We start from the raw sequence: 12,751 nt of genomic DNA on the forward strand, positions 1-12,751 counted from the left end.
AGATGCGCCATCACCTGTGGCCCCTGTTCAGGGACCACAAGTGATGGCGCATCGCCAGTTAAACCCTGCGCAGGATTGCGGCGGCGATCTCGTCGGCGTCGCGGAGCGTGCGCTGGCCGCTGCGGTACGCGGGCCCGCCCTGTTGGCGAGCCTCGGCGGCGATCGCGGTGCCCCACTGGGTGGACGACAACTGCAGGCCCAGCACGAACAGGCCCTCGGTGACGGACCCGTTGGCGGCAACGGGGCGGTAGGGATGGGGCTCCACGTCCAGACCCGTGGACTGGACCGGCGCTCCTTCGGCGGTCATCATCAGCTTGGAGCGCACCAGCCCGTCGGACAGCAACTGTTCCAGCACCGGCGAGTCATTGGCCGAGACCCGGTTGCCGGGGGCCAGGGCCTCCACCATGGTCCGGGCCGTCGCCGGCGGCCCGGAAACCCAGGGCGAGGAGGCAGTGAACATCGCTGCCTTCCGGTCCACCCGGAATTTCGGGTCCGGCCCAACAAAGCTGACCACCCCGGCCCTTGCCAGCGCGGCGAGCTGTTCGGACCGGAGCGCCGGCGGTCCGCTGGCCAGGCCTTCTACAAACGACTCAAACCAGCCGCGCAGGCCGGCGACCCACGACTCATCGGTGATGCCGCCGTCGGCCACTGCTGTCTTCAGGACGGCGCGACCGTGGTGCAGTGCCGCAATGGCCATCTTGACCGGATCGTCCTCGCCCAGGGCCGAGCGCCGTGCATCATCAAGCAGGAACTCCACCACAGCGGCATCATGCTCGTTGCGCGTGGCGAAGGAACGGCCGGCCAGCGGAGCCGCCAGGCCCGGCAAATCCAGGCGGTGCCGGGGACCGACGTGCACGGCCAGGACGCTCTCAACGCTGTCTTCCCAGTTCGCCGCGCTGTGCGCGTGCGGCTGCAGGGCCTCCTCCAGCGCTGCGAGGAACGCCTCTGCATCGGGCACCGCGCCGGGCTGCGAGCGCACCAGCGTTGAATAGTAGGCCCAGAGGGCGTCGCGCTGCAGCAACGGCCAGAGGTCATGGTCGAACGCTGGCCGGATTCCTGCCTTGGCCAGCCGCCCGATGGCCGCCTCGGTGAGGTAGCGGAGCGTAATGGACGAGGCGTAGTAGCCGTTCAGCGCAGCTTTTGCCCGGTAGGGTGTCCCGCGCCGGGACGCCGCGATGATCAGGGGCTCCTGGCCGGAGGGTTCGTAATCGAGGCGGCTGTTGGTGGACACGAACTTCCCGCCCCGGCCTTCGGTGAGCTGGCCCATGGTGTCAAAGAAATTCAGGCCCATGCCGCGGACCAGGACCGGCTCGCCGGCGGGGATCCGGGACCAGTCCACGTCCGCGGGCGCAGCCGGGGGAAAGTAGTGCAGGCCCAGTTGCGCGGCCGAGGCCTGCAGATCACGCTGTTCCGGGTTCAACCGCGATGGGATGTGCCCCAGGGCCAGCACCACGGAGTTGGCCCTGAGGGTCACGCCGGTGCCCAGGCCGACGTCGAACATCCCGTCCCCCACGGGACGCACCGACACTGCCGACGTTTCGCGGAAGTCGATCGTGACGCCGTCGGGAGCCTTGTCCAGCAAGTCCTCAACCGTGCAGCGAAGGTAGCGTCCATAGAGGGCGCGGCTGGGGAAGTCGTTCGACCCCAGCACCGCCAGCTCCGCCCGTTCATCGGCGGTGAGGGCGGGCAGGGGGTCCCGCTGCTGCCTCACCCGCCACTGGTCGAAGGTGGTGCCGGCAACCGGTGCGGGCAGCGACGGGTCCTCGGGAATCAGCGTGGGGTAGAAGGACTGGGTGTTCATGAGGAACAGCCGGGACTGGCCGGGCTGCCATACATGGCCGGGACCTGCCGGGTAGGGGTCCACGACGTCGACCTGCAGCCGCACTGGGCCTTCCGCCGCGGCCGTGTGGGCGAGCAGCCGCTCCAGCACGCTGGTGCCGCGCGGGCCGCCGCCGATGATGACGGCCCGGTTGCTCTGCGATAATTCCACGGCATCCAGCGTACGGGCTGAAAGCGGGGTGTGCGCTGCACGCTTGACTTGCCAGCCTTGGGGGATGTTGTTTGGATGGGCGCATGACCACCACAGCAGCTGATCAAGCGTCCGTTCCCGGTCCCGGCCCGGACACCTCCGGCACCGCCTCCCAGGAAGCAGCACCGGAGCCCGTCGACGAAAATGTGTGGCTGGAGGACATCTACGGCGAGGAGCAGCTGGCCTGGGTCAAGGAGCAAAACTCCCGCACCGAGGACCTGCTGGAGGGCGGCGGCTATGCCGAACTAGAGGCCGCCATCCTGGAGGTCCTGGACTCCACAGACCGGATCGCCATGGTGGGAAAGCGCGGCGACTGGTACTACAACTTCTGGAAGGACGGGCAGAATCCCAAAGGCCTGTGGCGGCGCACCACCTGGGAGAGCTACTGCACTGACTCCCCCCAATGGGACGTCCTGCTGGACATTGATGAGCTGTCCCGGACCGAGGGCCACGAGTGGGTGTTCCACGGCGCTACGTTCCTGCGCCCTGATGCCGGCGAGCCCTACCGGCTGGCGCTGCTTGCCCTCTCCCCCGACGGCGGCGATGCAAACCGCTACCGCGAGTTCGACGTCGAGGCACGCGGCTTTGTTGATCCCGCCCACGGTGGATTCGACCTGCCGACGGCGAAGGGCAACGTGTCGTGGCTGGACGCGGATACGCTGCTGGTCGCCTCCACCGCGGACGGGTTGCCCAAGACGGCGTCCTCCTACGCCCGTACGGCGGTGACCCTCAAGCGCGGCAGTTCCCTGGCCACGGCACCACGCCTTTTTGAGGTGCCCGAAGACCACATGATGGCTCTGGTGGCGCACGATTCAACCCCCGGCTTCGAGCGGACCTTTGCCGTGGACTACATCGACTTCTTCAACCGCAGCAACTTTGTGTTGCAGGACGGTGGCTGGGTCCAGATCGATGTGCCCACCGACGTCAACGTCAGCGCCCACCGGGAATGGCTGCTCTTCCGGCCCCAGCAGGACTGGGTCCTGGACGGCATCACGTATCCATCCGGAGCCCTGCTCGCCGCCGGCTTCGAGGACTATCTCGCCGGCGTCCGGCGGCCCACCGTGCTGTTTACTCCCGATGCCCACACCTCCCTGCAGTCCTGGAGCTGGACCCGGAACTTCCTGCTGCTCAACCTGCTCAAGGACGTCTCCTCGGAGATCCGGGTGCTGGACCCGTCATGGGCCGCCGGCGGCGAGGAAGGCGGCTGGGCGGCCACCACACTGGACGCCTGCCCGCCGCTGCACGACGTGAACGCTTACGCCGTGGACGACGAGGACGCAGGGCCGGCCGACGGCGGCGCCGGCGACGACTTCTGGCTGGTCGCCACCGGCTTCACTACCCCCACTACGCTGATGCGCGGCACCCTGGAACGGGCTCAGGCGGAGCAGGACGACGCCGGGACGTCCGGCGTGGTGAGCCGGCAGGCGACAGTCAAGGCCTCGCCGTCGTTCTTCGCCGACGGTGACTATGAGGTGGAGCAGCACTTCGCCGTGTCCGACGACGGCACCCGGGTCCCGTATTTCCAGGTGGCTCCGCGGGGCCTGGCTTTGGACGGGCAGAACCCCACCCAGCTTTCCGGCTACGGCGGGTTCGAAGTCTCGCGGACGCCCGCCTACAGCGGCACGGTGGGCCGGGCATGGCTGGAGCGACGGACCCCGCACTCGGACGGAAGCGACGGGAAGGACCCGCACTCGCGCGGCGGAGTGTACGTTGTGGCGAACATCCGCGGCGGCGGCGAATACGGGCCTGCATGGCACCGCGCCGCGCTGAAGGAAAACCGGCACCGCGCCTACGAGGACTTTGCAGCCGTGGCCCGGGACCTGATTTCCCGCGGAGTCACTTCCCCGCGGCGGCTGGGCTGCGTGGGTGGCTCCAACGGCGGCCTCCTGGTGGGAAACATGCTCACCCGGTATCCGGAACTGTTCAGGGCCGTCTCCTGCGGGGTGCCCCTGCTGGACATGCGCCGCTACACCAAGCTTTCGGCCGGGCATTCGTGGATTGCCGAGTACGGTGACCCGGACGTTCCCGAACAGTGGGAGTACATCAGGACCTTCTCGCCCTACCACCTGCTCAAGGACGCGGTGGAGTATCCGGAGACCTTCATCTGGACGGCAACCTCGGACGACCGCGTGGGCCCGGTCCAGGCGCGGAAAATGGCGGCCCGGATGCTGGCCATGGGCATCCCCAACGTGTGGTTCCACGAAGCCCTTGAGGGCGGCCACGCCGGCGCCTCCGACAACCGGCAGGCCGCGGCGCTGCAGGCGCGCAGCCAGCACTTCCTGTGGAAGGCGCTGGCGGGCTGACCTCGATGGCACCCGGGTTGGTGGTCAGGAGGGCAGGCGCAGGCGACATTGATCGGCTGGCCCACGTGCACGTCCGCTGCTGGCAGGAGACCTATCGGGGGATGTTGTCCGACGGGTTCCTGGCCGCCGCGGATCCGGCGGACCGGCTACGGCTCTGGCGGCACCTGCTGGACCGCCCCGAACCCGCCGATGCGTGGGTGGCGTGCGACGGCGGGACGGTAGTTGGGTTCGCGGGTGCGCGCGTGCTGCCTGCTCCCGGTTCCCCGGAAGGGCACCCGCCGCCGGCTTCCGGAGACCTTGAGTTGTGGGGCCTGTACCTGCTGGCGTCGCACCAGGGCCTTGGCCTGGGCGGCCGGTTGCTCGCCGCAGCCCTTGGCACCAATGCGGCAAGCCTGTGGGTGGCAGCGGGCAACACCCGGGCCATCGGTTTCTACCGCCGTTTCGGCTTTGAACCCGACGGCGCCGAGGACGTCCTGCCAGACTGGGAGGACCTGCCGGAAATCCGGATGGTCCGCCCGGTGCAGAGCTGAGCGCAAGCGCCGCGGACCACGTCCGCCGGCCTGAACAACCTGTGGCGGGCACGTTTTGCACTGCATGGCAGGATCTGCGTATCCTTGGTGGGCTAGGAATAGCACCTGGAGACGTGCCAGAGCGGCCGAATGGACTTCACTGCTAATGAAGGGTCGGGGTTAAACTCGACCGGGGGTTCAAATCCCCCCGTCTCCGCGTTTGGCCCCGGTCCTCGGACCGGGGCCTTTTGCGTCCCCCGGAGCAGGGCGGAACGCGCTGTCCAACAATCGGACGCGGAGGGCGCCGGCCGTTTCCGTGGTGGCAGGATTAGCGCATGGCCGCACGCAGCACATCAGACCGACCGGAAGGTATCCGGACGGCGTGGAATCCACGCCTGGCACTCCTGGTGGCGGCAACATTCTTCATGGAATTCCTGGACGGCACGGTCCTCACCACGGCAATTCCCAGCATTTCGGCGGACTTCGCCGTTCCCGCCGCAGACGTCAACATCACCATGACGGCGTACCTGCTGACCGTAGCCATCGGGATTCCCATCAGCGGTTGGCTGGCAGAGCGGTTCGGCGCCAGGCGGATCTTCTGTAGAGCCATCGCCGTGTTCACCCTCGCCTCCCTGGCCTGCGCCTTCAGCCAGGACCTGGCCACGCTGACCCTGAGCCGCATCGCCCAGGGCGCCGGCGGGGCCATGATGGTCCCGGTGGGAACCCTGGTGGTCCTGCGGGGCACCCCGAAGTCCGAGTTGTTGCGTGCCACCGCGTTCCTGGTGTGGCCGGGGCTCCTGGCACCGGTCCTCGCACCACTGGTGGGCGGGGCGCTCACCACGTACCTGTCGTGGCACTGGATCTTCCTGGTGAACATTCCCCTTGGCGCCGCTGCATTTGTGGCTGCCCTGCGCCTGGTTCCTGCGGCACCAGGGGATCGCGGCAGGCGGTTGGACTGGCCCGGGATGGCGCTGACCACCGTCGGAGTGGGTGCGCTGGTGGCCGGCCTGGAGCTGGCCAGCAGCCACCCGGAGCTGCCCTGGGCCGGGATAAGCGCCCTTGCCGGGGTCGCCGCGCTCACCGGCGCCGTGCTCTGGATGCGCCGGACTCCCCATCCATTGTTCAACCTGCAGGTCTTCCGCACCAGGACGTTCCGGGCCATGGCCACGGGCGGATTCGTGTACCGGGTCACCATCAGTTCCGTCCCGTTCCTGCTGCCGCTGATGTTCCAGGCCGGGTTCGGCTGGTCACCGCTGCACGCGGGCGCCCTGGTGGCAGCAGTGTTCATCGGAAACATCGGGATCAAGCCGGCCACCACGCCGCTGATCAGGAAGTTTGGCTTCAAGGCCGTGCTGGTTTTCGCCTCGCTGGCATCGGCGGTCACGTTCGCCCTCTGTGCACTCCTGACACCGGAGACGCCCGAAGCCTTGATGGTTGTGCTGCTGGTATGCAGCGGCGCCTTCCGCTCCATCGGGTTTTCGGCCTACGCCTCCGTCCAGTATTCGGACATCCCGCCCGCGCAACTGACATCAGCCAACACGGTTTCCGCAACGCTGGTGCAACTCGGCACGGGCTCCGGCATTGCGATCGCAGCCCTGCTGATCCGGACCTTCGACGGGCTGGCCTCAGGACCGCAGGATCCCGCCGCGCCCTTCCGCGGCGCCTTCCTGGCGATGGCCGTCCTGATGCTGGCCAGCACCGTGGACAGCATCCTGCTCCCCCGGCATGCCGGGGCTGCGGTCAGCCGGCCTGGGCCAGAACCAGTGGAAGGACGGCTCCCGCCCCGGCCTGCCGAAGGGCCCGCCCCGCGACGGTAAGGGTCCACCTGCTGTCTGCGAGGTCGTCGATCAGCATCACTGCCTGGCCCTGGGCAGGCTGCAGGGCCGCTTCGAGCTCCGGGCCCACCACCAACCGGTCCCACACTCCCGCGAGCCGGTACGCACTGTTGCCGCCGCGGCCGCCCGTGGGACCGCCGTGCGCCGGCTGCAGCTCGCCAAGGTAGGGAATGCGCCCGATATCGGAGATCCCCCTGGCAAGCGAACCCACTAACTGTGGTTTGCTCCGGGACGGCACCCCCACGATGGCGGCCGGCCTGCCTGCCCCGCTCCACCCTGGGTTCCGGGCGTCACCCGTACCCCATTCGCGCAGGACCTGCACGCACGCCTGCAGCATGCCAGGATCCACGGGCCGGTCCTCCGCGCCAGCTGCAAACAGCTCCCGCAAGGCACCGCCCCACCCCAGGTCCGTCAGCCGGGCCAGGACCCGTCCCTCCGAGAGGCCTTCGCCCGGCTTGAGCTTCCCCTTCACGGGAACCCCCAACCGGTCCATGCCGCTGGGCCACTGAAGACGCGGTTCCAGGACCCCGCCCGCCCTGCTCAGGGTCTGGCTGGCAGCAGCTGTGGCGTCTGCAGCCACGTCCCCCGGAAACCACTGGCCTGCGCAGTTGTCACACCTCCCACAGGGACGGGCTGTCTCATCGTCCAGCACCGAGGTGATGTACTCCATCCGGCATCCCGCGGTGTCCTGGTAGATCACCATGGAATCCTGCTCGTCCACGCGTGCCTCGGCAATCCGGCGGTAACGCTCCGCGTCGTAGGCCCACGGCTGGCCGGTGGACCGCCAGCCCCCGCCGACCCGTTCCACGGCCCCGTCCACGGACAACACCTTCAGCAGCAGCTCAAGCGGTGTGCGGCGAAGGTCCACCCTGGCTTCCAGGGCCACCGTTGACAACGCCGTTCCGGCCTCGGCCAACGCAGTCAGCACGGCCCCTGCCTTCTCCTCCGAGGGCATGGACGCGGTGGCGAAGTACTGCCAGATCTCGCGGTCCTCGGCGCCGGGCAACAGGAGGACGTCGGCGTTGGCGGCGCCACGGCCGGCGCGGCCCACCTGCTGGTAGTAGGCCACCGGCGACGACGGCGCACCGAGATGGACAACGAAGCCAAGATCGGGCTTGTCGAAGCCCATTCCCAGTGCGGAGGTGGCTACCAGCGCCTTGACCTGGTTGTCTTTGAGCAATTGCTCGGCCCTTTCCCGGTCAGCTGGGTCGGTCCGCCCGGTGTAGGCCAGCACGTTGTGGCCTGCCTCAGCCAGCAGCCGGGCGGTATCCTCGGCCGCTGAAACAGTCAGGGTGTAGATGATCCCGCTGCCGGGAAGGTCGGCCAGGTGGGTCAACAGCCACCCCAGCCGCTCCTTCGAATCAGCCAGCGGCAACACGCCCAGCCGAAGCGAGTCGCGGCCCAGGGAACCACGGATGGTCAGGACCCCCTCGCCGAGCTGCTCTTCGATGTCGTGCACCACCCGCGAGTTGGCCGTGGCAGTGGTGGCCAGGACCGGCACCGTCTCCGGAAGGCGCGTGATGAGGTCCGCGATCCTGCGGTAGTCAGGCCGGAAGTCGTGGCCCCAGTCAGAGATGCAGTGGGCCTCATCGATGACCAGCAGCCCAGTCCGGCGGAGAAGTTCGGGCAGCTGGGTCTCCCGGAAAGTGGGATTGGTCAGCCGTTCCGGGGAAACCAGGAGGACATCCACTTCATCGGCGGCCAACTGCTCACGGACTGTGTCCCACTCGAGCTGGTTGGCGGAGTTGATGGCGACGGCGCGGACCCCGGCGCGGGCAGCGGCCGCCACCTGGTCCCGCATCAGGGCAAGCAGCGGCGAGACGATCAGCGTGGGGCCGGCGCCCCGGCGGCGCAGCAGCAGCGATGCCACGAAGTACACGGCAGACTTGCCCCAGCCGGTGCGCTGGACCACCAAAGCCCGCCGCCCGCCGTCGACCAATGCCTCGATGGCTTCAAACTGCCCGTCGTGGAAGACGGCGGCGGCGTTCCCCACCAGGCCGCGAAGGACCTCGAGTGCCTCGGCGTGCGTGGCGGTCGCCGGCGCCTGCGCGCTTGCCGTGTCTGCAACGGCGGTAGCGGAATTTGTGGACGTGTACTGGTTTTGGGCCATTGGTTCAGTATCCCAGCACCCTCCGACATGCTGCACGGCGCAGGGCTGCTATGTGGAAACCGTCCCAACGCCCGCTGCAAAGCCCCGGCTGTTACGAAAGTGCTCCCCAAACCGCCTTGGCCGCGGGCGCCGCCCACGTAAGATAAAGCCCGTGACTAGCGAACAGACAACGACATTTGATCTCTCGGCATCCTTCAAGGCCTACGACGTCCGTGGGATTGTGGGCGAGTCGATCACCGCCGAAATCGTCGAAGCCGTGGGGGCCGCGTTCGTGGATGTCCTGCAGCTTGAAGGCCAGACCATCGTGGTGGGCGGGGACATGCGTCCCTCCTCCCCCGAGTTCTCCAAGGCCTTCGCCAACGGAGCGGCAACCCGGGGTGCCAACGTGGAGCTGCTGGACCTGATCTCCACGGATGAGCTGTACTTTGCCTGCGGGTTCCTCAACCGCGCCGGGGCAACCTTCACCGCCAGCCACAACCCCGCCGAGTACAACGGGATCAAGATGGCGAAGGCGGGCGCCGTCCCCATCTCCTCCGAGTCCGGCCTCAAGGAAATCCAGGCCCTTGCCGAGCAGTACCTCAATAAAGGTGCCATCCCCGCTGCCGGCACCCGTGGCCTCATCAGTGTCCGCGACGTGCTCAAGGCCTACTCCGAGTACCTCCGCAAGCTCGTGGACCTTTCCGCGTCCCGCCCCCTGAAGGTGGTGGTGGACGCCGGCAACGGCATGGCCGGCCTGACCACCCCGGCCGTCCTGGGTGACGCGCTGCTGCCCAAGCTGCCCTTCGACGTCGTTCCGCTGTACTTCGAGCTGGACGGTTCCTTCCCCAACCATCCGGCCAACCCGCTGGAGCCGGAGAACCTGCGCGACCTGCAGGCGGCTGTTATCGAGCACGGTGCGGACATCGGCCTGGCCTTCGACGGCGACGCCGACCGCTGCTTCGTCATCGATGAGAAGGGCCAGCCCGTGTCGCCGTCGGCCATCACGGGCATGGTGGCGCGCCGCGAGATCGCCCGGGCCAAGGCCCAGGGCGAGGAAAAGCCCGCCATCATCCACAACCTGCTCACCTCACGCGCCGTCCCCGAGCTGGTGGAGCACGACGGCGGACGCGCCGTACGCACGCGCGTGGGGCACTCCTTCATCAAGGCAGTCATGGCAGAGGAAGGCGCAGTGTTCGGCGGAGAGCACTCCGCGCACTTCTACTTCCGCGACTTCTGGAACGCTGACACCGGCATGCTGGCTGCCATGCACGTCCTGGCAGCCCTGGGCGAGCAGGACGGCCCGCTCTCCGAACTGGCGCGCGAATACGAGCCCTACATCAGCTCCGGCGAGATCAACTCCGAGGTGGAGGACAAGCCGGCCGCGGTGGAGCGTGTGCGCCAGGCGTTCGCGGACGACGACCTCACCATCGATTCCCTGGACGGCAGCACCTTCACGGCCAACGACGGCAGCTACTGGTTCAACCTGCGCCCGTCCAACACCGAGCCGTTCCTGCGGCTGAATGCCGAGGCCACGGAGCGGGCCACCATGGAACGCGTCCGCGACCGCGTCCTGTCCCTGGTGCGGGCCTAGCAGCGGATGACTGACCACACCGGGCAGGCAACGGAAGGGCACGGCGGGCAGGAGGGCTGGCGCGATTCCGTCTCCGAGGCCACGGCAACGGACCTGGAGAACCTCCTGGGCACGGGCGTGAGTGCGGCCCAGGAGCAACTCCAGCGCAACGGCGGCTTCCTGCCGTTCGCGCTGACGGTGCAGAACGACGGCGAGGTGCGGCTGGTTGCCGTCTCGCCCTCGGATGCCGCGGCGGGGACAGACGGGGATTTCGACGCCGATGCCATGATCCACGACCTGCAGGCCCTCCTCCGCCAGAACCGGGACGACTTCCGCGCCGCCGCCGTGGTCTGCGACATCCTGCTGGTTGAGGAGGATTCGGACGCCATCCACGTGGCCGCCGAGCACCGGGATGGTTCCCTTTTCGCAGCCGTGCTGCCGTACGCTGCCAACGCAACCACCCAGTCCTGGGAATTCGGCGAGCTGGGTGCGGATTCCAGCGAACCCGCCATCTGGGTGGACTAGACCGGACCTGCAGCAATGAAGATCAATGCCTTCGCTGACGTCAGCCTGCGCGCACTCATGGTGCTCGCAGCCGTTCCGGACGGCACGCTGCTCACCACCCAAAGCATTGCGGACTCCGTGGGAACGCCCTACAACCACGTGAGCAAGGCAATGGCCAAGTTGCGGAGCATGGGCCTTATTGAGGTGGTCCGCGGCCGCTCCGGGGGTTCGCGGCTCAGTCCTGCGGGACGCATCGCCACCGTGGGCCAGATCCTGCGCCAGCTTGATACCCGCACCGATCCCGCCGAGTGCATGGCACCCGGGGGCAACTGCCCCCTGATCAATGAGTGCAGGCTCCGCGGGGCGCTGGCGCGGGCCCGCGAGGCCTTCTATGCCGAGCTTGACTCCGTGGTCATCGCGGACCTCCCGCAGGCCCGGCAAATGGCACCGGTCTTCCAGATGATCGGCCTCCGCCCCGGGCTTTAAGCGCCGAGTATCCGGGCGCGCGCTATCGGTTTGATTTCAAACTTCTACAAGGTGTAGAACGGAGGCAGAAATACTCGCATTCCAAATACGAGTTTTCCCCCGGCCGGACGAAGGCCCCGGCCATAACCTCAGGAGTTCAGATGCTCTCGGACAAGTCCCGCCCCGTCATTGAGGCCACCCTGCCGCTGGTCGGCTCCAGGATCGGATCCATCACCCCCAACTTCTACGCCCGCCTCTTCGCGGCGCACCCCGAACTGATGGATGGCCTGTTCAGCCGCTCCAACCAGCGCTCTGGCAACCAACAGCAGGCCCTCGCCGGGAGCATCGCCGCTTTCGCCACCCACCTGGTGAACAACCCGGGCACCATGCCGGAAACCGTCCTGTCACGCATCGCTCACCGGCACGCCTCCCTGGGCATCACCCAGCCGCAGTACCAGGTGGTCTACGAGCACCTGTTCGGGGCCATCGCCGAAGACCTCGCCGAGGTCATCACCCCTGAGATCGCCGAAGCCTGGACCGAGGTCTACTGGCTGATGGCGGACGCCCTGATCAAGCTCGAAAAAGGCCTCTACGCAGCCCAGGCCAATGACAGGATGTGGATGCCCTGGCGGGTGGCGGCAAAGACGCCCGCCGGCACCGGCTCCATGACCTTCACCCTCGAGCCCGCCGATGACACCCCGGTCACCCCCGCCCTGCCCGGCCAGTACGTCAGCGTGAAGGTGGCACTTCCAGACGGACTGCGGCAGGTCCGCCAGTACTCGCTCTCCGGCGATGCAGGCACCAGCCGCAGCTTCACCACCAAACTGGACGACGGCGGCGAGGTCTCCCCCGTGCTGCACAACACGGTCCAGGTGGGCGACGTCGTCGAGATCTCCAACCCCTACGGCGAGATCACGCTCAAGGAGGGCGACGGTCCGGTGGTCCTCGCGTCCGCCGGCATCGGCTGCACCCCCACCGCATCGATCCTCCGCTCCCTCGCCGAGTCCGGCTCCGACCGCCAGGTCCTGGTTCTGCACGCGGAAAGCACCCTGGACAGCTGGGCCCTGCGCAGCCAGATGACGGACGACGTCGAACGCCTGGATGGAGCCGAGCTGCAGCTCTGGCTGGAGAAGCCGGCGGCCGGCGCCAAGGAAGGATTCATGTCCCTGCGCGAAGTGGACCTGCCCGCCGACGCCTCCCTGTACCTGTGCGGCCCCCTGCCGTTCATGAAGAACATCCGCAACGAGGCCATCAACGCCGGCATCCCGGCCACCAAGATCCACTACGAGGTCTTCGGCCCGGACATCTGGCTCGCCAGCTAAGGTCACTTCGACTGCTCCGTACCGGCCGTTTTGACCCCTCAGAAGGGCCGTTGCGGAGCAATCGATGGAGGAACGACGGCGGCCCCGCACCTTTTCGAGAGGGTGCGGGGCCGCCGTCGTTGGAG

At 68.0% G+C, this 12,751-nt stretch carries 9 protein-coding genes and 1 tRNA gene; 8 read left to right on the forward strand and 2 right to left on the reverse strand.

Going from position 1 to position 12,751, the window contains the following annotated elements; all coding sequences use genetic code 11:
* Positions 1–58: 58 nt before the first annotated feature.
* Entirely contained in the window at positions 59–1,990 is a 1,932-nt protein-coding gene (locus IEW19_RS13310; RefSeq protein WP_188572103.1) for an FAD/NAD(P)-binding protein, read from the reverse strand.
* Positions 1,991–2,073: 83 nt separating this feature from the next.
* Here IEW19_RS13310 and IEW19_RS13315 point away from each other — a divergent pair, with 83 nt between their 5' ends.
* The 4 genes from IEW19_RS13315 (at position 2,074) to IEW19_RS13330 (ending at position 6,658) form a co-directional block, all read left to right on the forward strand.
* Entirely contained in the window at positions 2,074–4,332 is a 2,259-nt protein-coding gene (locus IEW19_RS13315; protein ID WP_188572104.1) for a prolyl oligopeptidase family serine peptidase, read from the forward strand.
* Between the two features lie 5 nt (positions 4,333–4,337).
* On the forward strand, positions 4,338–4,862 hold the full coding sequence (locus tag IEW19_RS13320; protein ID WP_188572105.1) for a GNAT family N-acetyltransferase: 525 nt from the start codon (positions 4,338–4,340) through the stop codon (positions 4,860–4,862).
* A gap of 107 nt (positions 4,863–4,969) precedes the next feature.
* A tRNA-Ser gene (locus IEW19_RS13325) sits at positions 4,970–5,058 on the forward strand.
* Positions 5,059–5,176: 118 nt separating this feature from the next.
* Positions 5,177–6,658, forward strand: coding sequence for an MFS transporter (locus IEW19_RS13330; protein WP_188572106.1), 1,482 nt, complete (start codon positions 5,177–5,179; stop codon positions 6,656–6,658).
* On the opposite strand, the gene IEW19_RS13335 is transcribed toward IEW19_RS13330, so the two are convergent.
* Positions 6,582–8,786, reverse strand: a complete 2,205-nt coding sequence (locus tag IEW19_RS13335) for a RecQ family ATP-dependent DNA helicase (RefSeq protein WP_188572107.1) — start codon at positions 8,784–8,786, stop codon at positions 6,582–6,584. The two genes, IEW19_RS13330 and IEW19_RS13335, sit on opposite strands and share 77 nt — an antisense overlap.
* Before the next feature lie 151 nt (positions 8,787–8,937).
* Here IEW19_RS13335 and IEW19_RS13340 point away from each other — a divergent pair, with 151 nt between their 5' ends.
* The 4 genes from IEW19_RS13340 (at position 8,938) to IEW19_RS13355 (ending at position 12,626) form a co-directional block, all read left to right on the forward strand.
* Complete coding sequence (locus IEW19_RS13340; protein ID WP_188572108.1) at positions 8,938–10,356, forward strand: phosphomannomutase/phosphoglucomutase; 1,419 nt, start codon at positions 8,938–8,940, stop codon at positions 10,354–10,356.
* A gap of 6 nt (positions 10,357–10,362) precedes the next feature.
* Entirely contained in the window at positions 10,363–10,860 is a 498-nt protein-coding gene (locus IEW19_RS13345; protein ID WP_188572109.1) for a hypothetical protein, read from the forward strand.
* 15 nt (positions 10,861–10,875) lie between these two features.
* Complete coding sequence (locus tag IEW19_RS13350) at positions 10,876–11,325, forward strand: RrF2 family transcriptional regulator (protein WP_188572110.1); 450 nt, start codon at positions 10,876–10,878, stop codon at positions 11,323–11,325.
* Positions 11,326–11,465: 140 nt separating this feature from the next.
* Entirely contained in the window at positions 11,466–12,626 is a 1,161-nt protein-coding gene (locus IEW19_RS13355) for a globin domain-containing protein (protein WP_188572111.1), read from the forward strand.
* Positions 12,627–12,751 lie beyond the last annotated feature (125 nt).

It is taken from the genome of Arthrobacter liuii, from assembly GCF_014639275.1.
Taxonomy (GTDB): Bacteria; Actinomycetota; Actinomycetes; order Actinomycetales; family Micrococcaceae; genus Arthrobacter; species Arthrobacter liuii.